The sequence below is a fragment of the Lelliottia sp. CFBP8978 genome, assembly GCF_034046055.2.
In the GTDB taxonomy this organism is placed as follows: Bacteria; Pseudomonadota; Gammaproteobacteria; order Enterobacterales; family Enterobacteriaceae; genus Enterobacter.
The window spans coordinates 894,780-919,857 of record NZ_CM188253.1 but is presented as its reverse complement, the minus strand read 5'-3'; the positions used below and the strand labels follow the sequence as shown (position 1 = coordinate 919,857).

The following is a 25,078-nucleotide window of genomic DNA, read 5'->3' as shown; positions in this document are numbered from 1 at the left end:
GAACGAGGCGAATATTACGGTTTGCCTCCGATCCCGTCAACGCTTTTTCTCAACTTTTGAATCATTTGCTGCAAAATTCACCCACCCGGTGAATTTAAACGCATTATGTCGAGATTTATGCCCGCCAGAGGCAGCTTCCACCTTTCTTCTGCACGATATCCAGGCGTGATTCATGGGCTGCGGCCTCTTCATCACTGGCTAAAATCACCCGTAATCGACTCGCCTGACGCACCACACGCTGAATTCCGGTACTGTCCTGCTGGCGTGAATCACTCTCCGTACTGAAGGCCATCGACGTCTGACCGCCGGTCATGGTCAGATAGACATCAGCCAGAATCTGGGCATCGAGCAATGCGCCGTGTAGCGTTCGCTTGGTATTGTCTATTTCGTAACGGGAGCAGAGCGCATCGAGGCTGTTGCGCTTGCCGGGAAACATTTTCCTCGCCAGCGCCAGACTATCGGTGACTTTACAGAACGTATTTGTTTTCGGAATGCCGCGGTTCAGCTTACTGAATTCATAATCCATAAAGCCGATATCAAACGATGCGTTATGGATGACCAGTTCTGCCCCGCTGATGTATTCGATGAAATCATCGGCCACATCGGCAAACGTGGGTTTATCCAACAGAAACTCGTCGGCAATACCATGAACACCAAATGCTTCCGGGTCCACCAGGCGATCGGGCTTGAGATAGACATGGAAGTTGTTGCCGGTAAGACGGCGGTTCACAACCTCAACGGCACCGATCTCAATAATCTTGTGCCCTTCATAGTGCGCGCCGATTTGGTTCATACCGGTGGTTTCGGTATCGAGGACGATCTGTCGTGTAATTGCAGTGCTCATATCGGTCATTTATGTCAGACTCGTCGTTTTACTGATCGTTTCAAATACAGGAAGTCTACCAGAGATGACTAAGCAGGTAGAAATTTTCACCGACGGGTCTTGCCTTGGAAATCCAGGCCCGGGTGGCTATGGCGCGATTTTACGTTATCGCGAGCATGAAAAAACCTTTAACGAAGGTTATCGTTTGACCACCAACAACCGCATGGAGCTAATGGCTGCGATCGTCGCGCTGGAAGCCCTGAAAGAAGATTGCGATGTGGTCATTAGCACCGACAGCCAGTATGTCCGCCAGGGAATTACCCAGTGGATCCATAACTGGAAAAAGCGTGGCTGGAAGACGGCAGATAAGAAACCCGTTAAGAATGTCGATCTCTGGAAGCGCCTTGACGCTGCCCTGAGTCATCACACGATTAAATGGGAGTGGGTTAAAGGTCATGCCGGACATCCGGAAAACGAGCGCTGCGACGAACTGGCGCGCGCGGCAGCATTGAACCCTGTCCACGACGATGTGGGTTATCAGCCTGAATCCTGATTAGGGTTTGCGGTATTGGCGCGTCGCCCCAACGGTTTGACGGATCCGCGCTTTCGATTTGCTTTGTTTCATGGGGTTAAGCGTAAGGGGTACAGTCCGCTTACGCGCCACGATGATTTGCATACATCCCAGTGCTGGCAGATGCGTCGTCAGCATTTTTCCACCCTTCCCCGACCAGGGTAAAACCTGAAATCCGCTGTAGTACATCACCTCAAAATTCAGTAATGAAAGCCAGTCGAGCTGTCGTGTAAAGGTAAACATGCGGCTGTTATAGGGCGGCATACGGCGTAAAACCGGCACCAGCTTACGTAATCCCATCAGGCTCATAGGGTTGAAACCACTGAGTACCAGCCAGCCGTCATCAATAAGCACACGATCGGCTTCACGCAGCAACCGGTGAGGATCGCTGCACCAGGGCAACGTATGCGCCATCAGACAGGCATCGACAGATTTTTCGGCGAATGGCAAATGAAGCGGATCGGCCTTAACCTGAAGGGGATGCCCGTTAAGAGAGACATTCACCTGATGGGAAATCGCGCAGCTTTCAGAGTTGATTTCGGCACTCAGGTTGCCAATCTTAAGCAGATGAAAACCGTACATTTTCGCGAACCAGGGCTTAAGCTGACGCTCAAGCGCCTCGCGATAGTATTCGCCCCAGCGAAACTGGTTCCACTGCTCTGGTGCTGAGATAATCTGAGGTATCCTTGCCGGTTTCATCAAAACACCCGCTACGTTATGAGAGGTAATTTATGAATCTTATCAGTATTCCCGCGTTTCAGGACAACTACATCTGGGTTTTGGCGGACGATACGGGTCGCTGCATTATTGTTGACCCCGGTGAAGCAGAGCCAGTCCTGAAGGCGATTGAAGAGCATGGCTGGCAGCCAGAGGCCATTTTGCTCACTCACCATCATAACGATCATGTTGGCGGAGTGCCTGCCCTGCACGCGAAATTTCCCCATCTTGTGGTATACGGGCCTCAAGAGACACAAAATAAGGGAACAACGCAGGTAGTCGAAGATGGCGAAAAAATCCTCATACAAGGTTACGAATTTTCTGTATTTGCTACTCCGGGTCACACTTCAGGACACATTTGTTTCTACAGTTTCCCTTATCTTTTTTGCGGTGACACGATGTTCTCTGGCGGCTGCGGAAGATTGTTCGAAGGAACGCCAACGCAGATGTATCAATCCTTCCAGAAAATTAATGCACTTCCGGAAGATACTATCGTTTGTTGCGCGCACGAGTATACATTAGAAAATATGAAGTTTGCGCTGAGCATTCTTCCTGAGGATCCCGCCATTCAGGATTATTACCACAAAGTTAATGAGTTACGGGTAAAAAAACAAAATACATTGCCCGTAATTCTGAAAAATGAGCGGAAAATAAATTTATTTTTGCGCACAGATGACATTGATTTAATTAATAAAATTAACCAAGAAACAAATTTGCAACAATCTGAGGAACGTTTCGCATGGTTACGGGCAAAGAAAGATAACTTCTGACAATTGCGGGTTGCCTTTTCAAAAATTCGCCGTTATTATCGCTCGTCTTTTAAGCAACTATTGACACACACATGAAGGCAAAAGCGATATTACTCGCCTCTGTCCTGCTTGCGGGGTGCCAGTCGTCTCAGAACACTGGTGACATTCAGCAGCACGCACAGAGCCTTTCTGCAGCTGGTCAAGGGGAAGCAGGGAAGTTTATAAGTCAGGCGCGATGGATGGACGATGGGACATCATTCGCGCAGGATCAAGACTTGTGGGCCTCTATTAGCGACGAGCTGAAGATGGGAATTCCGGAGAACACCCGGATTCGCGAACAGAAACAGAAGTATTTAAGTAATAAGAGCTATCTCCACGATGTAACTTTACGGGCAGAGCCGTATATGTACTGGATAGCAGGGCAAGTTAAGAAACGTAACATGCCTATGGAACTGGTACTACTACCCATAGTGGAGAGCGCTTTTGACCCGCACGCAACGTCTGGCGCCAATGCCGCAGGCATTTGGCAGATCATTCCGAGCACAGGGCGCAATTATGGATTGAAACAGACTCGCAGCTACGATGCGCGTCGTGATGTCGTCGCTTCAACGACGGCCGCTCTCGACATGATGCAACGTCTGAATAAGATGTTTGACGGCGACTGGCTGTTAACGGTCGCGGCGTATAATAGCGGCGAAGGCCGTGTACTGAAGGCAATGAAAGCGAATAAAGCACGTGGTAAATCCACTGATTTTTGGTCGCTCTCACTGCCACAGGAAACCAAGCTTTACGTGCCGAAAATGCTGGCTTTGAGCGATATTCTCAAAAATAGCAAACGTTATGGCGTGAAATTGCCTACGACCGATGAAAGTCGTGCGCTGGCGAGAGTTAGCCTCAGCAGCCCTGTTGAAATGAAACAGGTTGCTGATATGACGGGTATTCCGGTTAAAAAGCTGAAAACCTTTAATGCAGGCATTAAGGGTTCTACGCTGGGCGCAAATGGACCGCAGTATGTCCTCGTTCCGCAGAAAAATGCGGCGCGCTTACGGGCGTCCCTGGCTTCAGGTGAGATTGATGCGGTTCAGTCAACGCTGGTTGCTGATGCTTCATCTGTCAGCAGCCGGAGTTACAAGGTTCGTTCAGGCGATACGCTTTCCGGTATTGCATCGCGCCTCGGCGTCAATGCTAAAGATCTGCAGCAGTGGAATAATCTGCGCGGTTCGAATCTGAAAGTGGGCCAGAACCTGACCATTGGCGCAGGTAGCAGTGCGCAGCGTCTCGCTCGCAACAGCGATAGTATTACCTATCGCGTACGCAAAGGTGATTCGCTTTCCAGTATCGCGAAAACTCACGGTGTGAACATCAAAGATGTGATGCGCTGGAATGATGATACGGCCAATCTGCAACCAGGCGATCAGCTAACGCTGTTTGTAAAAAATAGCGATATGCCTGACTCCTGACAGCGCAATCCAACTAAAAAAGGCACCGATTCCCCCGGTGCCTTTTTTATTTTTGAATTAACCCGCTTTCTGCGCTTCCGCCAGGATCGTATCGCTGGTGAACGATCCATCCTCCTGCAATTCAAAGTATGCTTTCACCTCCGCAGAGGCACTCTCCTGATATAAGCGAATCGCCTGAGCTAATGCATCAGGAGTACGCATACGCGCGATCCATGAGGTGAATTCAAGAGACAAGCGATCGGTAACTAATGAACGGGAAATCAAACCGGCCTCGGTTATCAGTGAAAACCACTCGCCGCTGGAGTAATTGCGTACATGAGAGGTGTCACGCAGGGCTTCAACAGTTTGCAGCCAGATATCGCGGACCGGGTTCCCGGGCGACATAATATCCATGATGATAAAAATACCGCCAGGTTTCAGCACGCGTTTGACCTCGCGCAGCGCCTGGGCCACATCGTGCCAGTGATGAGCGGAGTAGCGGCTAATGACGATATCAAAAGATTCATCAGCAAACGGCAGCGATTCAGCATAACCCTGACGAGTGGTCATATTTTTTAACCCTCGGTCTTGTGCCGCCTGAGTGACTACGTCGAGCATCTGACTGGATAAATCATAGGCCGTCACTTGCGCGACGTGCTGCGCAGCAACAAAGCTGGCATGCCCTGCTCCACATCCCATATCGAGAACGTGTGCCTGTGGAAATGCTGCCAGACGTTCACTGAGACGCTCCAGATCGCGACCAGACGCATGTACGGCACTGGTCAGATAAGCTTTTGCCTGTGAGCCAAACTGTTTTTCGACGTTGTCATGATGGGATTGTGTTGTCATCGTACTGTCCTTTGGTTAATTGAAAAATAAAGGGCAGCGCCTGCACAGGTCTGCCCCACGGCAGACCTGACACACCATTATTTATCAGGTTTGCCGGGACTGAATTCGACTAGTAGAGGGTTATGATCGGAGGCACGCGTGACGAGCACTGAAGCTTCATGCACGTTCAAACCCCGATAGAAGACAAAATCGAGCGGACGACCAAACGCTTTGCGCCGCTGGTCATCAGTAAAACGAACTTCGCGCAGGGACATTTCGCGCGCAAAGCGGTAGAGCGCGTTCATACGCGGGCGGCTCCAGGCATTGAAATCACCGGCCATAATAATCGGGCCGCTGTGATGGGCCATCTGATCGCCGATAGGAAGTAATTGCTTACTGTATACGTCAACGCCCAGGCTAAAGTTCACGGCATGAATGTTAACGACCATCAGCAAGCGGGTATCCGGTAAGGGATAGACAGTGACAAGCGCCGATTTTGCCAGACGCAGAATCGGCTCCCGCTCGCGAAGCGGACAACAATAGACCGGGTGCGCCGCTGACAAGGTCATTACGCCGGAGGGATGCTGGGGTAAGACAAAGGCTGGAACCTGATCAGCAGCCAGATAGTGGGTGGTCGCAAACCTGACCAGCTCTGGCGTAGTCTGTGCTTCCTGCAATAAAACCAGATGCGCATCCTTACCAAAATTCTTCAGGACGGATAACCATTCTGCGCGCTGCTGCTTAAAGATGTTCCACACCAGTACACGGATTTTTTCATCGCTGCTTAACGGTACGCCTGCAGGCAATGCCTGACCAATGCTTGCAAACGAACCCGGAGGCAAAATTCTCTCCGCTGGTTGTCCGGCAATATAACGCATAGCATAGGTATTTTTTCGCACTTTTGGATACGGCCTCTATAACTTGAACCAGCCCGGAAAACGGACTGGTTCTAATGTTATAGGGATTTTAAGTCACACTTTCAACGCAATTACTCATAAACTGCGTTCTGTTTTTGTAAGCAAGCGCTTACTGGGAGTTATCCAGCATGACGCGAGCGGTGTTATCCAGACGTCCACTCAGCCCAATCAGCAGGAATGCAGCCAGAACAATGACAGCCCCGATCCAGGGCGTTTGCGCCAGACCATAATGCTCAACTGTCTGACCACCGATTATCGAACCGAGTGCGATACCAATATTAAACGCTGCGATGTTAAGACCCGAAGCAACATCAACGGCGTTTGGCGTATACAACTCCGCTTTCTGCACCACGTAGACTTGTAAGCCCGGGACATTACCAAATGCGAAGATCCCCATCACCAGAATAGTGGCTAAAGAAGCGTACTGAACGGATGCGGTGAACTGGAAGACCATCAGCAATACCACTAAAGCAGCGAAAATGAATTTCAGCGCCGGTACTGCACCATGCTTATCTGCAAGTTTACCGCCCCAAATGTTGCCTATTGCCACCGATACGCCGTATCCCAGCAGGATCCAGCTCACTGCACCTGGCGAAAAACCGGCCAAATCTTGCATCATTGGTGCCAGAAAGGTAAAGGCTGTAAAGACGCCACCGTAGCCCAAAGCCGTTACGGCGTAGATGATCAACAAGCGAGGATGGGTTAACACTTTCATTTGATCGCTCAAGGAAGCGCTCGCCCTGCCCGGAATATTTGAAGGGACAAGCAACATACTGGCAAACAGCGCGATGACCCCAAGTACAGATACTGCCAGAAAAGTTTCACGCCAGCCAAAATGCTGACCGATAAAGGTCCCCATTGGAACGCCGGTCACCAGTGCCACCGTTAAGCCACCGAACATAATAGCGATGGCGGAAGCCGCTTTTTCTTTAGGTACCAGACTCGTCGCGATAGTTGAGCCGATAGAGAAGAAGACGCCATGGGCAAGCCCGGTCAGCAGTCGGGCCACGACCAGCGTGGTGTAGTCGGGGGCTTGCCACGCCAGAATATTTCCGGCAGTGAAAAGCACCATTAAGGCAAGCAGAAGCTGCTTGCGTGGAAAACGTCCTGTCAGCGCGGTCAGGACAGGCGCTCCAATGGCAACCCCCAGTGCGTATATAGAGACCAGCATCCCCGCAGAAGGCAGCGAGATGGCAAGTTGATCGGCGATTGTAGGAACAAGCCCTACAATGACAAACTCGGTTGTGCCAATAGCAAAGGCACTGATCGTCAGGGCTAGTAGCGCCAGCGGCATAATGTACTCCGTATCATCAGGATTAAGATGACACGAAGTATGCGCCAGTGTTTAAATAACAAAAATGGTCAAAGTATCAATAGAATTTTGCGGATGGTGCAATAATGAAAGCAACGTCAGAAGAGCTGGCAATCTTCGTGGCCGTGGTGGAAAGCGGCAGTTTTAGCAGGGCGGCAGAACAGTTGGGCCAGGCGAACTCGGCAATCAGTCGTTCTGTCAAAAAGCTGGAAATGAAACTGGGGGTAAGTTTATTAAACCGTACGACCCGCCAGCTGAGCCTGACGGAGGAAGGTGAACGCTACTTTCGCCGCGTACAGTCCATTCTTCAGGAGATGGCTGCAGCAGAGACGGAAATCATGGAGACGCGGAGCACGCCGCGAGGACTGTTGCGAATTGATGCCGCCACTCCCGTTGTACTGCATTTTCTGATGCCGCTCGTGAAGCCCTTCCGTGAGCGCTATCCGGAGATGACGCTGTCGCTGGTTTCATCTGAGACTTTTATTAATCTGATTGAGCGGAAAGTTGATGTGGCGATCCGTGCCGGGACGCTCACGGATTCCAGCCTGCGCGCCCGTCCGCTGTTTACCAGCTACCGTAAGATCATCGCCTCACCGGAGTATATTGCCCGCTACGGGAAACCCGAGACGGTTGAAGAGCTAAAACAGCATCTTTGCCTGGGATTCACTGAGCCGCTAACACTGAATACCTGGCCTGTCGCTTGTCATGACGGTCAGTTGCATGAAATAACCAGTGGGCTGTCCTCCAATAGCGGAGAGACGCTAAAGCAGCTTTGTCTTAGCGGTAATGGTATCGCCTGTTTATCTGACTATATGATTAATAAGGAATTAGCGCGCGGAGAGCTTGTTGAATTGATGGCAGACAAACGCCTGCCCGTAGAAATGCCATTTAGCGCAGTGTATTACAGCGACCGTGCAGTCAGTACGCGCATTCGCGCTTTTATCGACTTTCTGAGTGAACATGTAAAACAGCTCCCGAAAGAGCTGTCAGGGAAATAGAGAGGGATTAAGTTAATCCCATTCAGGTGCCAGACCTTCCGGACTGACCAGTCGATCGTTGCACTCAAGTGTAGCGATCGCTTTTTTATCCTCATCATCCAGCACAAGATCACAAGCCAGCAGATTGCTCGCCAGATTTTCGCGTTTGGTGGACGACGGAATAACGGCATAACCTTCTCCCATCGCCCATGCCAGAATAACCTGCGCTGGCGTGGCGCTGTGTTTTTCAGCAATGCCCACAATGATGTCATCTTTCAGCGCTTTACCATATGCCAGCGTCATATATGACGTGATGTGAATGCCCTTCTCTTTTGCCCAATCGACAACTTTTCGATTTTGCAGATAAGGAGAAAGCTCGATCTGATTGGTCGCAATATTTTCTGCTCCAATGGCAGCAATGGCCTTTTCCATCAATGGAATAGTGAAGTTTGAGATGCCAATATTACGGGTCAAACCTTGCTTCTTCGCTTCAAGCAGTGCCTGCATAAATTCTTCGACAGGAATGTTATCAGCGGGGGAAGGCCAATGGATCAACGTAAGATCAACGTAGTCGGTTCGCAATTTTTTCAGGCTTTCTTGCAGGCTTGGGATCAGTTTCTCTTTGCTGAGATTTTCGATCCAGATTTTCGTCGTCAGAAATAATTCACTGCGGGGGATACCGCTTTCTTCAATGGCCTGACCAACTTCAACTTCATTCCCATAGATTTGTGCTGTATCAACAGCCCGATAGCCCAGCTCAAGTGCGTTTTTTACAGATGCGATGACGATGTCGTCTTTCAGGCGGAACGTGCCCAAACCGAATGCAGGGATAGTCATTTATTTCCTCTTTAATCATAGTGTTCATGAACTGAGAGGATTATCGCTTGTTACTGGTATGCTGAAAAAGAGGCAGAAATGCAGAGGATTTTTGCGTTTATAGCAATAATTAAATTGTGGACAAGAAAAAGCCCTGAGCGTTAGCTCAGGGCTCTTAATAAGTGGCGGAACGGACGGGACTCGAACCCGCGACCCCCTGCGTGACAGGCAGGTATTCTAACCGACTGAACTACCGCTCCACCGAAGACTTCTGTAACCACCGGATTAATGCACCGGTTTACTACTTAATTTGATGCCTGGCAGTTCCCTACTCTCACATGGGGAGACCCCACACTACCATCGGCGCTACGGCGTTTCACTTCTGAGTTCGGCATGGGGTCAGGTGGGACCACCGCGCTAAAGCCGCCAGGCAAATTCTGTTACCAACACGCTTCTTCGCGCATCAGTTAATCTGTATCAAGCTGAATATCGTCTCTTCCGCCAAAACATCTTCGGCGTTGTAAGGTTAAGCCTCACGGTTCATTAGTATCGGTTAGCTCAATGCATCGCTGCACTTACACACCCGACCTATCAACGTCGTAGTCTTCAACGTTCCTTCAGGACTCTTAAAGAGTCAGGGAGAACTCATCTCGGGGCAAGTTTCGTGCTTAGATGCTTTCAGCACTTATCTTTTCCGCATTTAGCTACCGGGCAATGCCATTGGCATGACAACCCGAACACCAGTGATGCGTCCACTCCGGTCCTCTCGTACTAGGAGCAGCCCCCCTCAATTCTCCAGCGCCCACGGCAGATAGGGACCGAACTGTCTCACGACGTTCTAAACCCAGCTCGCGTACCACTTTAAACGGCGAACAGCCGTACCCTTGGGACCTACTTCAGCCCCAGGATGTGATGAGCCGACATCGAGGTGCCAAACACCGCCGTCGATATGAACTCTTGGGCGGTATCAGCCTGTTATCCCCGGAGTACCTTTTATCCGTTGAGCGATGGCCCTTCCATTCAGAACCACCGGATCACTATGACCTGCTTTCGCACCTGCTCGAGCCGTCACTCTCGCAGTCAAGCTAGCTTATGCCATTGCACTAACCTCCTGATGTCCGACCAGGATTAGCTAACCTTCGTGCTCCTCCGTTACTCTTTAGGAGGAGACCGCCCCAGTCAAACTACCCACCAGACACTGTCCGCAACCCGGATTACGGGTCTACGTTAGAACACCAGCCATTAAAGGGTGGTATTTCAAGGTTGGCTCCACGCAGACTGGCGTCCACGCTTCAAAGCCTCCCACCTATCCTACACATCAAGGACCAGTGTTCAGTGTCAAGCTATAGTAAAGGTTCACGGGGTCTTTCCGTCTTGCCGCGGGTACACTGCATCTTCACAGCGAGTTCAATTTCACTGAGTCTCGGGTGGAGACAGCCTGGCCATCATTACGCCATTCGTGCAGGTCGGAACTTACCCGACAAGGAATTTCGCTACCTTAGGACCGTTATAGTTACGGCCGCCGTTTACCGGGGCTTCGATCAAGAGCTTCGCCTTGCGGCTAACCCCATCAATTAACCTTCCGGCACCGGGCAGGCGTCACACCGTATACGTCCACTTTCGTGTTTGCACAGTGCTGTGTTTTTAATAAACAGTTGCAGCCAGCTGGTATCTTCGACTGGTTTCAGCTCCGTCCGCAGGGACTTCACCTACACACCAGCGTGCCTTCTCCCGAAGTTACGGCACCATTTTGCCTAGTTCCTTCACCCGAGTTCTCTCAAGCGCCTTGGTATTCTCTACCTGACCACCTGTGTCGGTTTGGGGTACGATTTGATGTTACCTGATGCTTAGAGGCTTTTCCTGGAAGCAGGGCATTTGTTACTTCAGCACCGTAGTGCCTCGTCGTCACACCTCAGCGTTAGATAAGAGTCCGGATTTACCTAAACTCTCCGCCTACATGCTTAAACCGGGACAACCGTCGCCCGGCTAACATAGCCTTCTCCGTCCCCCCTTCGCAGTAACACCGAGTACAGGAATATTAACCTGTTTCCCATCGACTACGCCTTTCGGCCTCGCCTTAGGGGTCGACTCACCCTGCCCCGATTAACGTTGGACAGGAACCCTTGGTCTTCCGGCGAGCGGGCTTTTCACCCGCTTTATCGTTACTTATGTCAGCATTCGCACTTCTGATACCTCCAGCAAACCTCACAGTTCACCTTCAACGGCTTACAGAACGCTCCCCTACCCAACAACACCTAAGTGTCGCTGCCGCAGCTTCGGTGCATGGTTTAGCCCCGTTACATCTTCCGCGCAGGCCGACTCGACCAGTGAGCTATTACGCTTTCTTTAAATGATGGCTGCTTCTAAGCCAACATCCTGGCTGTCTGTGCCTTCCCACATCGTTTCCCACTTAACCATGACTTTGGGACCTTAGCTGGCGGTCTGGGTTGTTTCCCTCTTCACGACGGACGTTAGCACCCGCCGTGTGTCTCCCGTGATAACATTCTTCGGTATTCGTAGTTTGCATCGGGTTGGTAAGCCGGGATGGCCCCCTAGCCGAAACAGTGCTCTACCCCCGAAGATGAGTTCACGAGGCGCTACCTAAATAGCTTTCGGGGAGAACCAGCTATCTCCCGGTTTGATTGGCCTTTCACCCCCAGCCACAAGTCATCCGCTAATTTTTCAACATTAGTCGGTTCGGTCCTCCAGTTAGTGTTACCCAACCTTCAACCTGCCCATGGCTAGATCACCGGGTTTCGGGTCTATACCCTGCAACTTAACGCCCAGTTAAGACTCGGTTTCCCTTCGGCTCCCCTATACGGTTAACCTTGCTACAGAATATAAGTCGCTGACCCATTATACAAAAGGTACGCAGTCACCTAACAAGTAGGCTCCCACTGCTTGTACGTACACGGTTTCAGGTTCTTTTTCACTCCCCTCGCCGGGGTTCTTTTCGCCTTTCCCTCACGGTACTGGTTCACTATCGGTCAGTCAGGAGTATTTAGCCTTGGAGGATGGTCCCCCCATATTCAGACAGGATACCACGTGTCCCGCCCTACTCTTCGAGTTCACAACGCGTGCATTTTTATGTACGGGACTATCACCCTGTACCGTCGGACTTTCCAGACCGTTCCACTAACACGCGCGCTGATTCAGACTCTGGGCTCTTCCCCGTTCGCTCGCCGCTACTGGGGGAATCTCGGTTGATTTCTTTTCCTCGGGGTACTTAGATGTTTCAGTTCCCCCGGTTCGCCTCATGCCACTATGTATTCATGACATGATAGTGTGTCGAAACACACTGGGTTTCCCCATTCGGGTATCGCCGGGTCAAAGGTTCATATCACCTCGCCGACGCTTATCGCAGATTAGCACGCCCTTCATCGCCTCTGACTGCCAGGGCATCCACCGTGTACGCTTAGTCGCTTAACCTCACAACCCGAAGATGTTTCGTAAAACATCATCGCATTGCGAAAATTTGAGAGACTCGAACACACCGCCTGTCTGTTCTTATTACGGAGAACAGACACAGTGTGTCGTTTCAATTTTCAGCTTGATCCAGATTTTTAAAGAGCAAAACTTCGCAGTGAACCTTTTCAGGTACACTCTGAAGTTTTCTTGTTTTCAGCAGTAAAGGATGGTGGAGCTATGCGGGATCGAACCGCAGACCTCCTGCGTGCAAGGCAGGCGCTCTCCCAGCTGAGCTATAACCCCATCGCAAAGACTAAATCTCATTACCGGTAATTTAGACTGAGACAAGGCGTGGAATGACGAAGCATACTGAAGTATGCGAGTCTTTTCACAACGCAGTATCAGGATAAATTTGGTAGGCCTGAGTGGACTTGAACCACCGACCTCACCCTTATCAGGGGTGCGCTCTAACCACCTGAGCTACAAGCCTGCAGAGATTTTTTACTGCTTATTTTTCATCAGACAATCTGTGTGAGCACTACAAAGGCAGGTTCTTTCAGGTAAGGAGGTGATCCAACCGCAGGTTCCCCTACGGTTACCTTGTTACGACTTCACCCCAGTCATGAATCACAAAGTGGTAAGCGCCCTCCCGAAGGTTAAGCTACCTACTTCTTTTGCAACCCACTCCCATGGTGTGACGGGCGGTGTGTACAAGGCCCGGGAACGTATTCACCGTAGCATTCTGATCTACGATTACTAGCGATTCCGACTTCATGGAGTCGAGTTGCAGACTCCAATCCGGACTACGACGCACTTTATGAGGTCCGCTTGCTCTCGCGAGGTCGCTTCTCTTTGTATGCGCCATTGTAGCACGTGTGTAGCCCTACTCGTAAGGGCCATGATGACTTGACGTCATCCCCACCTTCCTCCAGTTTATCACTGGCAGTCTCCTTTGAGTTCCCGGCCGAACCGCTGGCAACAAAGGATAAGGGTTGCGCTCGTTGCGGGACTTAACCCAACATTTCACAACACGAGCTGACGACAGCCATGCAGCACCTGTCTCACGGTTCCCGAAGGCACTAAAGCATCTCTGCTAAATTCCGTGGATGTCAAGAGTAGGTAAGGTTCTTCGCGTTGCATCGAATTAAACCACATGCTCCACCGCTTGTGCGGGCCCCCGTCAATTCATTTGAGTTTTAACCTTGCGGCCGTACTCCCCAGGCGGTCGACTTAACGCGTTAGCTCCGGAAGCCACTCCTCAAGGGAACAACCTCCAAGTCGACATCGTTTACGGCGTGGACTACCAGGGTATCTAATCCTGTTTGCTCCCCACGCTTTCGCACCTGAGCGTCAGTCTTTGTCCAGGGGGCCGCCTTCGCCACCGGTATTCCTCCAGATCTCTACGCATTTCACCGCTACACCTGGAATTCTACCCCCCTCTACAAGACTCTAGCCTGCCAGTTTCGAATGCAGTTCCCAGGTTGAGCCCGGGGATTTCACATCCGACTTGACAGACCGCCTGCGTGCGCTTTACGCCCAGTAATTCCGATTAACGCTTGCACCCTCCGTATTACCGCGGCTGCTGGCACGGAGTTAGCCGGTGCTTCTTCTGCGAGTAACGTCAATCACTGCGGTTATTAACCACAATGCCTTCCTCCTCGCTGAAAGTACTTTACAACCCGAAGGCCTTCTTCATACACGCGGCATGGCTGCATCAGGCTTGCGCCCATTGTGCAATATTCCCCACTGCTGCCTCCCGTAGGAGTCTGGACCGTGTCTCAGTTCCAGTGTGGCTGGTCATCCTCTCAGACCAGCTAGGGATCGTCGCCTAGGTGAGCCGTTACCCCACCTACTAGCTAATCCCATCTGGGCACATCTGATGGCAAGAGGCCCGAAGGTCCCCCTCTTTGGTCTTGCGACGTTATGCGGTATTAGCTACCGTTTCCAGTAGTTATCCCCCTCCATCAGGCAGTTTCCCAGACATTACTCACCCGTCCGCCGCTCGTCACCCGAGAGCAAGCTCTCTGTGCTACCGCTCGACTTGCATGTGTTAGGCCTGCCGCCAGCGTTCAATCTGAGCCATGATCAAACTCTTCAATTTAAGTTTGATGCTCGTGAATTAAACTTCGTAATGAATTACGTATGTTCACTCAGAGACTTGGTTATTCATTTAGCGTCTTGCGACGTTTAGAATCCATGTCACTTTGAGTGCCCACACAGATTGTCTGATAAATTGTTAAAGAGCAGTGCAACGCGGCTTTCGCTCACCGTTGCGAGGTGGCGTATATTACGCTTTCCTCTTTCAGAGTCAACCCTGAATTTCAGGATTTTTTCTCTTCAACCGAACCGGCTGTTTGTGTGAAGTGATTCACATCCGCCGTGTCGATGGAGGCGCATTATAGGGAGCTTCTGAGGAATGACAAGCGGAAAAATGCATTTTTATTTCAACCGCTCATATTTTCATCATAACGCCGGTTTTTGCTACTTTTTTAGCGCTTTTGGCAGGTCAGCCAGGCTATTAATTACAAAATCGGCTGCTGCTTCCGCTTCGGGGGTGACCGGCTTACCCGTGCGAACTAACACTTTTGTCCCCACTCCCGCTGCCGCAGCTGCCTGCATATCTTCCAGTTTATCGCCCACCATATAAGAAGAAGCCATATCAATGTGCAAGAACTCCTGGGCAGAGATAAACATCCCCGGGTGCGGCTTACGGCAATCACATGTCTGACGATATTCTTCTACAGTTCCTTGCGGGTGGTGCGGGCAATAATAGATACCATCCAGTTCGACATCGCGATCGGCCAGTGACCAGTCCATCCATTCGGTCAGCGTTTCGAATTGCGCTTCGGTAAATTTACCCCTGGCGATCCCAGACTGGTTGGTCACCACCACCAGCGCATAACCCATTGCTTTAAGTTCACGCATGGCATCAATAACGCCATCAATAAATTCGAACTCATCAATCTCATGTACATAACCGTGATCGACATTAATCGTGCCATCACGATCGAGAAAAATTGCAGGTACTGATTTTGCCACGGGTTTGCTCCTGAAAAAGGCATGTCCTGTTAGTATCTCATGTTTCACCGTGCAAGAAAGTGCTCATCACACACTGCCGCATTGATTTAGACGTCTGGATGCCTTAACATCCATTTTGTTTACGGTAAACACCCGTATCTGGCAGAAGAAAATGCCACGGCCAACTTACATACGATAAAAATAATCTAATGATTAAACTTTCCAATATCACCAAAGTGTTCCAGCAAGGAACCCGAACTATTCAGGCGCTGAATAACGTTAGCCTGCATGTTCCGGCTGGACAGATTTATGGCGTCATTGGCGCATCTGGTGCAGGTAAAAGTACGCTCATCCGCTGCGTTAACCTGCTCGAACGTCCAACCGAAGGTAGCGTCCAGGTTGGCGGCCAGGAACTGACCAAACTTTCCGAAAAAGAATTAACTCAGGCCCGTCGTCAGATAGGGATGATCTTCCAGCACTTTAACCTGCTGGCATCACGCACCGTTTTTGGTAACGTCGCGCTGCCGCTGGAGCTGGACAACACCCCGAAAGAAGAGATTAAACGCCGCGTCACCGAGCTTTTAGATCTGGTGGGTCTGTCTGATAAGCATGACAGCTATCCGGCAAACCTGTCCGGGGGCCAAAAACAGCGCGTAGCGATTGCCCGTGCGTTAGCCAGCAATCCAAAAGTACTGCTGTGTGACGAAGCCACCAGCGCGCTCGATCCTGCCACAACCCGTTCGATTCTTGAATTACTCAAGGACATCAACCGTCGTCTGGGGCTGACGATTCTTCTCATCACCCATGAGATGGATGTCGTTAAGCGCATTTGTGACTGTGTCGCGGTGATTAGCAATGGCGAATTGATTGAACAGGACACGGTAAGCGAAGTGTTCTCACACCCAAAAACACCGCTGGCCCAGCAGTTTATTCAATCGACGTTGCATCTGGATATTCCTGAAGATTATCTGGCGCGACTGAAAACTGAATCCAGCGCAGACAGCGTTCCCATGCTGCGAATGGAATTTACCGGCCAGTCCGTTGATGCCCCCCTGCTTTCCGAAACCGCACGCCGCTTTAATGTGAACAACAACATTATTAGCGCGCAGATGGATTATGCCGGAGGCGTCAAGTTCGGCATCATGCTGACCGAAATGCACGGAACAGAAGAAGAAACGAAAGCGGCCATTGCCTGGCTGCAAGAACACCACGTAAAAATAGAGGTACTGGGTTATGTCTGAGCCGATGATGTGGCTGCTGGTTCGCGGCGTATGGGAGACGCTGGCGATGACCTTCGTATCTGGTTTTTTTGGTTTTGTCATTGGCCTGCCGGTTGGCGTACTGCTGTATGTCACGCGTCCAGGGCAAATCATTGAAAACGCGAAGCTGTACCGCACGCTCTCTGCGCTGGTTAACATCTTCCGTTCTATTCCTTTTATTATCCTGCTGGTCTGGATGATTCCCTTTACCCGCGTCATCGTCGGTACCTCTATCGGCCTGCAGGCGGCAATTGTTCCTCTCACCGTCGGTGCAGCACCGTTTATTGCCCGTATGGTAGAAAACGCCCTGCTTGAGATCCCGACAGGTTTAATAGAAGCCTCGCGCGCGATGGGGGCAACCCCCATGCAAATTGTGCGTAAGGTCTTATTACCAGAAGCACTGCCCGGTCTGGTGAACGCGGCCACCATTACGCTTATCACGCTGGTGGGTTATTCCGCGATGGGCGGAGCCGTAGGCGCTGGCGGTTTGGGCCAGATCGGCTATCAATATGGCTATATTGGTTATAACGCTACCGTAATGAATACGGTTCTGGTATTGCTGGTTGTACTGGTTTACCTCATTCAATTCTCAGGCGATCGCATCGTCCGGGCTGTTACTCATAAATAACGTTACACAACGCAAACTCGACGAATTAAGGATAAAACATGACCTTTAAATTTAAGACCTTTGCAGCGGTAGGCGCGCTGATTGGCTCTCTGGCACTGGTGGGTTGCGGTCAGGATGAAAAAGATCCAAACCACATCAAAGTTGGCGTAATCGTTGGTGCAGAGCAGCAGGTTGCTGAAGTTGCGCAGAAAGTGGCAAAAGAGAAATACGGTCTGGACGTTGAGCTGGTGACCTTCAATGACTACGTACTGCCAAACGAAGCGCTGAGTAAAGGCGACATTGACGCTAACGCCTTCCAGCACAAACCGTATCTGGATCAGCAGATTAAAGACCGTGGCTACAAGCTCGTTCCAGTGGGTAATACTTTCGTGTACCCGATTGCGGGCTACTCCAAAAAAATCAAATCACTGGAAGAACTGCAGCCGGGTTCTCAGGTCGCCATTCCTAACGACCCGACCAACCTGGGCCGCTCCCTGCTGTTGCTGCAGAAAGTCGGTCTGATCAAACTGAAAGATGGCGTGGGCTTGTTGCCAACGGTGCTTGATGTGGTTGAAAACCCAAAAAACCTGAAACTGGTTGAACTGGAAGCGCCACAGCTGCCACGGTCACTGGACGATGCGCAGATTGCTCTGGCGGTCATCAACACCACTTATGCCAGCCAGATTGGTCTGACACCAGCGAAAGACGGTATCTTTGTTGAAGATAAAGACTCTCCATACGTCAACCTGATCGTGAGCCGCGAAGATAACAAAGATGCGGAAAACGTGAAAAAATTCGTAGAGGCCTATCAGTCTGACGAAGTTTACCAGGAAGCCAACAAAGTCTTTAACGGAGGCGCTGTTAAAGGCTGGTAATCTTCCCTTTGTGTAATATCATTCAGGACGGGCGAAAGCCCGTCTTGTCATTTTTGCAGGCAACTGATTCAATAGCTGACGATTTGATTATTCATTGAGGAAATATTATGCGTGCTTTACCGATCTGTCTTTTAGCACTCATGCTGAGCGGCTGTTCAATGCTAAGCAGATCTCCTGTTGAACCTGTTAAAAGCACTGCAACCCCACCCAAAGTGGAGCCAGTAAAACCGAAAGCGCCGCGTCCGGCACCGGTAAAAATCTATACCAATGCAGAAGATCTGGTGGGTAAACCCTTCCGCGACCTGGGTGAAGTGACCGGTGAATCATGCCAGGCCTCTAATCAGGACTCTCCGCCAAACATTCCTACGGCGCGTAAACGTCTGCAGATCAACGCTGCAAAAATGAAGGCTAACGCCGTATTGCTGCATAGCTGCGAAGTGACCAGCGGCACGCCGGGCTGCTACCGTCAGGCTGTTTGCATGGGTAATGCCCTTAACGTATCGGCTAAATGAGTGCATTCCAGTTCGAGCAGATTGGTATCATTCGCTCGCCTTATAAAGAGAAGTTTGCCGTACCGCGCCAGCCTGGTCTGGTTAAGAGCTGTGGCGGCGAACTTCACTTAATTGCACCTTATAACCAGGCCGAAGCGGTACGTGGACTGGAGGCGTTTAGCCATCTGTGGGTACTTTTTATCTTTCATCAAACGATGGAAGGCGGATGGCGCCCTACGGTTCGCCCTCCGCGACTGGGTGGGAATGCCAGAATGGGGGTGTTCGCCACGCGTTCGACCTTTCGCCCCAACCCTGTCGGTATGTCCCTGGTAGAACTTAAGAATATCCGCTGCCAAAAGGATCAGGTGATTCTTGAACTGGGGAGTTTGGATCTTGTCGACGGCACGCCGGTAGTGGACATAAAACCGTACCTGCCCTTTGCGGAAGCACTTCCCGATGCGCGGGCGAGCTATGCCCAGCAGGCACCAACGGCAACGATGCCGGTCGGCTTCACCGCTGAGGTTTCTGTTCAGCTTCTACACCTGGAACAACGGTATCCCCGACTGAAAGACTTTATTGTCGAAGTGCTGGCGCAAGATCCGCGCCCGGCCTATCGCAAAGAGGAAGAAGCAGGGAAAACTTACGCCGTCTGGCTACTTGATTTTAACGTTCGCTGGCGTGTCACCGATGCGGGTTTTGAAGTGTTTGCGCTGGAAGTGCGCTAATTTTATTTTCCTCTCTTTTGGCATCTTTGCCACACTGGTAAACTAAACCACTTTTTTGTGTCAGGCTGACGTTTCAGTCTGGTCCAATCGTCGAAATGGAACCGTAACAACATGCGTACTAGCCAATATCTGCTCTCCACACTGAAGGAGACACCTGCCGACGCTGAGGTCATCAGCCACCAGCTGATGCTGCGCGCCGGGATGATCCGCAAGCTGGCCTCCGGGTTGTACACCTGGCTGCCGACCGGCCTGCGCGTCCTGAAAAAAGTCGAAAACATCGTGCGTGAAGAGATGAACAACGCCGGTGCAATCGAGGTGTCCATGCCTGTGGTTCAGCCGGCTGACCTGTGGATGGAAAGTGGCCGCTGGGAGCAGTACGGTCCGGAGCTGCTGCGCTTTGTGGATCGTGGCGAGCGCCCGTTCGTTCTCGGCCCAACGCACGAAGAGGTGATCACCGACCTGATTCGTAACGAGCTGAACTCGTACAAACAGCTGCCGCTGAACTTCTTCCAGATCCAAACCAAGTTCCGCGACGAAGTTCGTCCACGTTTCGGCGTTATGCGCTCCCGTGAATTCCTGATGAAAGATGCTTACTCTTTCCATACTTCACAGGAATCTCTGCAGGAAACCTACGACGTGATGTACGGCGCATACAGCAAAATCTTCTCCCGCATGGGTCTTGATTTCCGCGCTGTTCAGGCTGATACCGGTTCTATCGGTGGTAGCGCCTCCCACGAATTCCAGGTTCTGGCACAAAGCGGTGAAGATGATGTGATCTTCTCCGATAGCTCAGACTATGCTGCAAACATCGAGTTTGCCGAAGCTCTGGCGCCAACAGCCCCTCGCGCTGCCGCGACCGAAGAGATGAAGCTGGTTGATACGCCAAACGCAAAAACCATCACCGAACTGGTTGAGCAGTTTGGCCTGCCGGTTGAGAAAACCGTTAAAACGCTGCTGGTGAAATCCGTTGAGGGGAGCGCGTATCCGCTGGTTGCCCTGCTGGTCCGTGGCGATCATGAACTGAACGAAGTGAAAGCCGAGAAGCTGCCTCAGGTTGCGAGCCCGCTGACATTTGCTACCGAAGCGGAAATCCGCGCAGTGGTCAATGCAGGGCCGGGTTCTCTGGGTCCGGTTAATCTGCCAATTCCAGTGGTCATCGACCGCACCGTAGCTGCAATGAGCGATTTCTCTGCCGGCGCGAACATTGATGGCAAACACTACTTTGGCATTAACTGGGATCGCGACGTCGCGACGCCAGAAGTCGCGGATATCCGTAACGTTGTCGCTGGCGATCCAAGCCCGGACGGTCAGGGTACGCTGATGATCAAACGCGGTATCGAAGTCGGCCATATTTTCCAGCTGGGTACGAAATACTCGCAGGCGCTGAATGCTGCTGTACAGGGTGAAGATGGTCGTAACCAGACCCTGACAATGGGCTGCTACGGTATTGGCGTCACCCGCGTGGTGGCAGCGGCTATTGAGCAGAACCACGATGAGCGCGGCATCGTATGGCCGGACAATATCGCACCATTCCAGGTGGCGATCCTGCCAATGAATATGCACAAATCGTATCGCGTCCAGGAACTGGCAGAGAAGCTGTACAGCGAACTGCGCGCTCAGGGTATCGAAGTGCTCATGGACGACCGTAAAGAGCGTCCAGGTGTGATGTTCGCGGATATGGAACTGATCGGTATCCCGCACACCGTCGTTATCGGTGACCGCAACCTCGACAGCGACGAAATTGAGTACAAATACCGTCGTAGCGGCGAGAAACAGATGATCAAGACTGGCGATATCCTTGATTACCTGGTGAAAGCCATCAAAGGTTAAGCGACAAAAAACCCCGCGAATGCGGGGTTTTTACTATCGGCTTCACAGAAAGCTTATTGACTGCTGCAGTCTTTCCCCGGCACAAATTTCGCCGTTTTATCCGCCACCAGCGTTTTGACCCTCTCTCCACTATCCGGATTAGGTTCCAGGGTAAAGTGGCCATTGACCGTCAGCAGTACCGGTTTGCTGTCATTCCCACGCGCTACGGCGTAATCACGCTCCAGCTGTGCATTATTCGCTACGCTAATTTTCTTTCCGGTTGCGCAATCGGTAAAGATTGCCGCATCTGCCATATAGAAATACATGCCGCGCATTGCCATCGGCGTGGACGGCAAAGCCGCTTTTACCGGTGCCAGCGTATAGTTAAACTGGGATTCGATGGGATTCCCTTCTCGATCCAGCATCTCCATTCCGTCGCCTTTCGCGCGGAAATACGTTTTTTCGCCTTCAGCATCCGTCAGCACCAGCTTCTCGGCCGTTCGTGCCCATTTGCCGTAAGACGCAAAGGACGATGGCTCTTTCGCGCCCTGATAGCGCTGGTTCATAACCCAGGTACCATCCTTTTCGAGATACAGTGTGGTTTCGATACCTTCACAATCGGCGCAGGGCAAAACGCCACGCCAGCTTTGTTGCATCGGTTTTAACTCTTCCGAATGAGTCGGCTGCAGAGTCTGCATCTCCGCTCGATTATTACAACCGATTAAAGCGAACAATGTGGAGGCCGCTAACACTGACAATATCGTTGTTTTCACGATGAATTCCTTATAACAATTAAATCCTGGCTCGTTATTCCTGTGGCCGCCGGACTTTTCCACGCAGTGACTTTACGGTGGATTTTTGCGCTTTCGATGACAGCCGACGTTCTTTCGATGCGCGTGTCGGTCGCGTGGCCCGACGGCTTTTTTGCACTGCGGTTAATTCTTGTATCACCGCGACCAGCCGCGCAACTGCAGCCTCACGATTCAAATCCTGGCTGCGGTACTCTTGCGCCTTGATAATGATCACGCCATCACTGGTAATGAGATGGTGACTGGCCGCAAGCAGCGCTTCTTTATACGACTCTGGCAGACCAGAGGCCCGAATATCAAAGCGCAAATGGATAGCCGTTGAAGACTTATTCACATGCTGCCCGCCCGCTCCCTGAGCGCGGATCGCTGTGATCTCAAGCTCATTATCTGGAATGGTAACGGTTCGGGATATCACAATCATGAAGGTGACTGCCACGCGGTAAGATGAATTTCCAGATTATTCTGGGCGTCAGATAACCAGATTGCGCCATCCTGGATCGTCGCCTGCAGTGCCATGGTTCGGGTGGCAAAGGCGCTCAGTTGCGCCAGTTGTTCATCATCCAGATACCAAACAGAAAGATGCGGGAACTGCGCGCATTTCTTCTGGTTCTGCTGCCACCAGATTTCTGCAGCACGTTGATTATAGGCAAATATCGCGACTTCTGCGGATTGCGTGCACGCCTTTTTAATGCGGCGCTCGTCAGGCAGACCAAGCTCAATCCACAAATCAATGCCCAGATGATCATTCAACAACCAGGCTTCCGGCTCGTCTTCAGCACTCAAACCCCGGGTAAACTGCAGCCGTTCATTGGCATATTTTACCCACGCCAGCAGGCGCAGCATCATGCGCTCCTGCGTCTCGGAAGGGTGACGTGCCAGCGTTAATGACGCATCGAGGAACCGGTTGCGGTCAAGATCGGCCACATTGACCACCGCTTTATAAATTGTCGCTTTCAGCGCCATGAGAGAACTCCATTCGAATCAGAGGCTCATTGTAACGAAATTCCGCTAAAAAGGCTGTTTTGGCAGGTCGCGCCTTCGCAATATCAAGGCGCTGATATTGCATGAATGAGTATGGTATAGTCACCTTGCTAAACCGTGTTTATCTTCGTAGGCTTAAGGGTATCTCACAGTAACGTCAGTACGTTGGCAGGAGGGGATGTGGAAAATTATTGTGAGTTAATTCGCAAAAGGTATGCGGAAATTGCCAGCGGAGATCTGGGTTATATCCCGGATGCGTTGGGCTGTGTACTGAAAGTGCTGAATGAAGTAGCGTTAGATGACAGCCTTTCAGAATCGGTCAGGGAAAAAGCGGCGTATGCTGCTGCGAATTTACTGGTGAGCGATTATGTCAATGAATGATACCTATCAACCCATCAACTGTGATGACTATGACAACCTCGAGCTCGCCTGCCAGCATCATCTGATTCTGGCGCTGGCGTTAAAAGATGGCGAGGTGCTGAAGGCAAAAGCCAGCGATCTGGTGTCACGCAAAAATGTTGAATATCTCGTCGTCGAAGACGCAGGTACAACACGTGAACTTCGTCTCGATAAAATTGCCAGCTTTAGCCACCCGGAAATCGGTACTGTGGTGGTAAGCGAGTCATGATTATCTGTAACGGGCGGCCTGACTGCCCGTTACGCCTTCCATTCAAGCAGTAAGCCATCATCGCTCCATCCTTCTCGCGTCACAAAGACCCCAGCAGCAGCAATGAGCGTCTCTCCGTAAAATAGCAGGGGCGTAGTATCGCGTAACCAGGGCGGGACATTACACTCTTGCCAGATTTTCTTGAGCTTTCGTCCACCATTGCGCCCTACGATATGAAGCTGACCGCTGGCTTTAAAACGGATTGTGACGGATTCATGAACGTCAGGACGACGTACATTGCCGACTGAACCCAGGGAAACTCGCCCCGCGCCCTGCGGCAAAACCAGAGGCTCACGGGTATCGCCCCAGACAAAAATCTCATCCGCAAGCCGTGGCTGACGCTTGATCCACCACAGTTGCCCCCTGAAGCGTCTTACCTCAAAACCATTGAGATGTAAGCACGGATTCGCATCCTCACGCGCCTGAGCCACCTCATTCCAGATGCGGGTCAGCATGTCACGCGATGGCATTTGAGCATGATGTTCAGCCAGCCAGCGCCGCAGCAATGCAGCACGACGTACCGCGCTCATGGCTTCAAGTGGCGCAATACTGAGCGCGCCGTCCGCCGATATCATACCGGCCAGTTGCTCACTCAGCAGTTCATCCAGCAGCGTTTCCTGCTCAGCACACACTCTTGCGCTTCTTGCCGTAGCCTCAGAAAAGTGCGGCCAACGCTGCGAAAGCATCGGTAAGATGCGCAATCTTAAAAAGTTGCGATCGTAGCTGTCGTCCTGATTGCTTTCGTCTTCTATCCAGCGCAGTTGATATTCCTGCGCCCATCGTTCAAGCGATGCACGCGTTTCGCCTAACAGCGGACGCAGTAATTGCGTACCGGCAAACGGGGCGCGTTCGGGCATAGCGGATAACCCCGCCGGACCACTCCCACGCTTCAGTGCCAGTAAAAAGGTTTCGCACTGGTCGTCAAGATGCTGCGCTGTGACAAGCGCTTCGTCAGGCTGAAGTGATTGCGCAAACGCGGCATATCGCGCTTTACGCGCCTGCGCTTCTACACCCAGCCCTTCATCTACAAGCCGCACACGTTCCACGAGAAGTGGAATACGCCACGCTTTACAGATTGCCTCACAATGGGCCACCCACTCATCCGCATAAGCGCTTAATCCATGGTGGATATGAATCGCCCGAATCAGGACGTCAGGCTCCCGCTCGCGCCAGAGCATCAGTCGGTGCAGCAGCACCGTTGAATCCAGACCACCGCTAAACCCCACCAGCAGCTGGCGGTATGGGGAAACGGACTGGGCGATAAAAGGTTGTGTCATAAG

23 protein-coding genes, 3 tRNA genes and 3 rRNA genes are annotated in these 25,078 nt (G+C 51.5%); 12 read left to right on the top strand and 17 right to left on the bottom strand.

The window, feature by feature from the left end; translation table 11 throughout:
* Nucleotides 1-115: 115 nt before the first annotated feature.
* A complete protein-coding gene (gene dnaQ, locus SOM82_RS04245) occupies nucleotides 116-844 on the bottom strand; it encodes a DNA polymerase III subunit epsilon (protein ID WP_320460258.1) in 729 nt (242 codons plus the stop codon).
* Between the two features lie 64 nt (nucleotides 845-908).
* On the opposite strand from dnaQ, the gene rnhA reads away from it, so the two are divergent.
* Nucleotides 909-1,376 carry a ribonuclease HI gene (gene rnhA / locus SOM82_RS04240; protein ID WP_501083552.1) on the top strand — a complete coding sequence of 156 codons (468 nt, stop codon included), beginning with the start codon at nucleotides 909-911 and terminating at the stop codon, nucleotides 1,374-1,376.
* Here the strand turns inward: rnhA and SOM82_RS04235 are convergent, their stop codons facing one another.
* On the bottom strand, nucleotides 1,377-2,093 hold the full coding sequence (locus SOM82_RS04235) for a class I SAM-dependent methyltransferase (protein WP_320460260.1): 717 nt from the start codon (nucleotides 2,091-2,093) through the stop codon (nucleotides 1,377-1,379).
* Between the two features lie 32 nt (nucleotides 2,094-2,125).
* On the opposite strand from SOM82_RS04235, the gene gloB reads away from it, so the two are divergent.
* Both gloB and mltD read left to right on the top strand, forming a co-directional pair.
* Nucleotides 2,126-2,881: a hydroxyacylglutathione hydrolase gene (gene gloB / locus SOM82_RS04230; protein ID WP_320460261.1), complete on the top strand. Its 756-nt coding sequence runs from the start codon at nucleotides 2,126-2,128 to the stop codon at nucleotides 2,879-2,881.
* Nucleotides 2,882-2,952: 71 nt separating this feature from the next.
* Entirely contained in the window at nucleotides 2,953-4,320 is a 1,368-nt protein-coding gene (gene mltD, locus SOM82_RS04225) for a murein transglycosylase D (protein ID WP_320460262.1), read from the top strand.
* Between the two features lie 57 nt (nucleotides 4,321-4,377).
* On the opposite strand, the gene SOM82_RS04220 is transcribed toward mltD, so the two are convergent.
* The 3 genes from SOM82_RS04220 to SOM82_RS04210 all read right to left on the bottom strand — a co-directional run bounded on the left by SOM82_RS04220 (nucleotide 4,378) and on the right by SOM82_RS04210 (nucleotide 7,338).
* Nucleotides 4,378-5,148: a class I SAM-dependent methyltransferase gene (locus SOM82_RS04220; RefSeq protein WP_320460263.1), complete on the bottom strand. Its 771-nt coding sequence runs from the start codon at nucleotides 5,146-5,148 to the stop codon at nucleotides 4,378-4,380.
* Nucleotides 5,149-5,225: 77 nt separating this feature from the next.
* Nucleotides 5,226-6,026, bottom strand: a complete 801-nt coding sequence (locus SOM82_RS04215) for an endonuclease/exonuclease/phosphatase family protein (RefSeq protein ID WP_320460264.1) — start codon at nucleotides 6,024-6,026, stop codon at nucleotides 5,226-5,228.
* Between the two features lie 127 nt (nucleotides 6,027-6,153).
* Nucleotides 6,154-7,338 carry an MFS transporter gene (locus SOM82_RS04210; protein WP_320460265.1) on the bottom strand — a complete coding sequence of 395 codons (1,185 nt, stop codon included), beginning with the start codon at nucleotides 7,336-7,338 and terminating at the stop codon, nucleotides 6,154-6,156.
* A gap of 104 nt (nucleotides 7,339-7,442) precedes the next feature.
* On the opposite strand from SOM82_RS04210, the gene yafC reads away from it, so the two are divergent.
* Nucleotides 7,443-8,354 carry a DNA-binding transcriptional regulator YafC gene (gene yafC, locus SOM82_RS04205; protein WP_320460266.1) on the top strand — a complete coding sequence of 304 codons (912 nt, stop codon included), beginning with the start codon at nucleotides 7,443-7,445 and terminating at the stop codon, nucleotides 8,352-8,354.
* A 12-nt stretch (nucleotides 8,355-8,366) separates the two neighbouring features.
* Here the strand turns inward: yafC and dkgB are convergent, their stop codons facing one another.
* The 8 genes from dkgB to gmhB form a co-directional block, all read right to left on the bottom strand.
* Nucleotides 8,367-9,170, bottom strand: coding sequence for a 2,5-didehydrogluconate reductase DkgB (gene dkgB, locus SOM82_RS04200; protein WP_320460267.1), 804 nt, complete (start codon nucleotides 9,168-9,170; stop codon nucleotides 8,367-8,369).
* A gap of 162 nt (nucleotides 9,171-9,332) precedes the next feature.
* A tRNA-Asp gene (locus SOM82_RS04195) sits at nucleotides 9,333-9,409 on the bottom strand.
* Nucleotides 9,410-9,464: 55 nt separating this feature from the next.
* Nucleotides 9,465-9,580, bottom strand: a 5S ribosomal RNA gene (gene rrf, locus SOM82_RS04190).
* A 91-nt stretch (nucleotides 9,581-9,671) separates the two neighbouring features.
* A 23S ribosomal RNA gene (locus SOM82_RS04185) occupies nucleotides 9,672-12,578 on the bottom strand.
* 206 nt (nucleotides 12,579-12,784) lie between these two features.
* A tRNA-Ala gene (locus tag SOM82_RS04180) sits at nucleotides 12,785-12,860 on the bottom strand.
* Nucleotides 12,861-12,970: 110 nt separating this feature from the next.
* A tRNA-Ile gene (locus SOM82_RS04175) sits at nucleotides 12,971-13,047 on the bottom strand.
* 71 nt (nucleotides 13,048-13,118) lie between these two features.
* Nucleotides 13,119-14,658: ribosomal RNA gene (locus SOM82_RS04170) — 16S ribosomal RNA — on the bottom strand.
* Together the 16S, 23S and 5S rRNA genes with 3 tRNA genes alongside form the textbook arrangement of a ribosomal RNA operon.
* Before the next feature lie 380 nt (nucleotides 14,659-15,038).
* On the bottom strand, nucleotides 15,039-15,596 hold the full coding sequence (gmhB, locus tag SOM82_RS04165; RefSeq protein WP_320460274.1) for a D-glycero-beta-D-manno-heptose 1,7-bisphosphate 7-phosphatase: 558 nt from the start codon (nucleotides 15,594-15,596) through the stop codon (nucleotides 15,039-15,041).
* Nucleotides 15,597-15,784: 188 nt separating this feature from the next.
* Between gmhB and metN the strand changes: the two genes are divergently transcribed.
* From metN to proS, 6 genes are all read left to right on the top strand, one after another.
* The gene (gene metN / locus SOM82_RS04160; protein ID WP_154127275.1) at nucleotides 15,785-16,816 is read left to right on the top strand and encodes a methionine ABC transporter ATP-binding protein MetN; all 1,032 of its coding nucleotides are present in this window, start codon (nucleotides 15,785-15,787) and stop codon (nucleotides 16,814-16,816) included.
* On the top strand, nucleotides 16,809-17,462 hold the full coding sequence (locus SOM82_RS04155; protein ID WP_003856130.1) for a methionine ABC transporter permease MetI: 654 nt from the start codon (nucleotides 16,809-16,811) through the stop codon (nucleotides 17,460-17,462). The genes metN and SOM82_RS04155 overlap by 8 nt, the downstream gene beginning before the upstream one ends.
* 38 nt (nucleotides 17,463-17,500) lie before the next feature.
* Nucleotides 17,501-18,316, top strand: coding sequence for a methionine ABC transporter substrate-binding lipoprotein MetQ (metQ, locus tag SOM82_RS04150; protein WP_154127274.1), 816 nt, complete (start codon nucleotides 17,501-17,503; stop codon nucleotides 18,314-18,316).
* Nucleotides 18,317-18,423: 107 nt separating this feature from the next.
* On the top strand, nucleotides 18,424-18,828 hold the full coding sequence (gene rcsF, locus SOM82_RS04145) for an envelope stress sensor lipoprotein RcsF (protein WP_154127273.1): 405 nt from the start codon (nucleotides 18,424-18,426) through the stop codon (nucleotides 18,826-18,828).
* On the top strand, nucleotides 18,825-19,532 hold the full coding sequence (tsaA, locus tag SOM82_RS04140) for a tRNA (N6-threonylcarbamoyladenosine(37)-N6)-methyltransferase TrmO (protein ID WP_320460275.1): 708 nt from the start codon (nucleotides 18,825-18,827) through the stop codon (nucleotides 19,530-19,532). The genes rcsF and tsaA overlap by 4 nt, the downstream gene beginning before the upstream one ends.
* 111 nt (nucleotides 19,533-19,643) lie before the next feature.
* Nucleotides 19,644-21,362: a proline--tRNA ligase gene (gene proS, locus SOM82_RS04135; protein ID WP_320460276.1), complete on the top strand. Its 1,719-nt coding sequence runs from the start codon at nucleotides 19,644-19,646 to the stop codon at nucleotides 21,360-21,362.
* Between the two features lie 53 nt (nucleotides 21,363-21,415).
* Here the strand turns inward: proS and nlpE are convergent, their stop codons facing one another.
* From nlpE to SOM82_RS04120, 3 genes are read right to left on the bottom strand one after another with little or no spacing between them, the layout of a single operon-like run.
* Nucleotides 21,416-22,114, bottom strand: coding sequence for an envelope stress response activation lipoprotein NlpE (gene nlpE, locus SOM82_RS04130; protein WP_320460277.1), 699 nt, complete (start codon nucleotides 22,112-22,114; stop codon nucleotides 21,416-21,418).
* A 34-nt stretch (nucleotides 22,115-22,148) separates the two neighbouring features.
* Nucleotides 22,149-22,571, bottom strand: a complete 423-nt coding sequence (arfB, locus tag SOM82_RS04125; protein WP_154127270.1) for an alternative ribosome rescue aminoacyl-tRNA hydrolase ArfB — start codon at nucleotides 22,569-22,571, stop codon at nucleotides 22,149-22,151.
* Nucleotides 22,568-23,113, bottom strand: a complete 546-nt coding sequence (locus SOM82_RS04120) for a YaeQ family protein (RefSeq protein WP_320460278.1) — start codon at nucleotides 23,111-23,113, stop codon at nucleotides 22,568-22,570. The genes arfB and SOM82_RS04120 overlap by 4 nt, the downstream gene beginning before the upstream one ends.
* Nucleotides 23,114-23,311: 198 nt before the next feature.
* On the opposite strand from SOM82_RS04120, the gene SOM82_RS04115 reads away from it, so the two are divergent.
* Together SOM82_RS04115 and rof are read left to right on the top strand one after the other, a co-directional pair.
* Complete coding sequence (locus tag SOM82_RS04115) at nucleotides 23,312-23,512, top strand: YaeP family protein (protein WP_320460279.1); 201 nt, start codon at nucleotides 23,312-23,314, stop codon at nucleotides 23,510-23,512.
* A complete protein-coding gene (gene rof / locus SOM82_RS04110; RefSeq protein WP_154127268.1) occupies nucleotides 23,499-23,759 on the top strand; it encodes a Rho-binding antiterminator in 261 nt (86 codons plus the stop codon). Before SOM82_RS04115 ends, rof begins: the two co-directional genes overlap by 14 nt.
* A 29-nt stretch (nucleotides 23,760-23,788) precedes the next feature.
* Here rof and tilS read toward each other — a convergent pair whose 3' ends face one another.
* Nucleotides 23,789-25,075, bottom strand: coding sequence for a tRNA lysidine(34) synthetase TilS (tilS, locus tag SOM82_RS04105; RefSeq protein ID WP_320460280.1), 1,287 nt, complete (start codon nucleotides 25,073-25,075; stop codon nucleotides 23,789-23,791).
* Nucleotides 25,076-25,078: the final 3 nt, after the last annotated feature.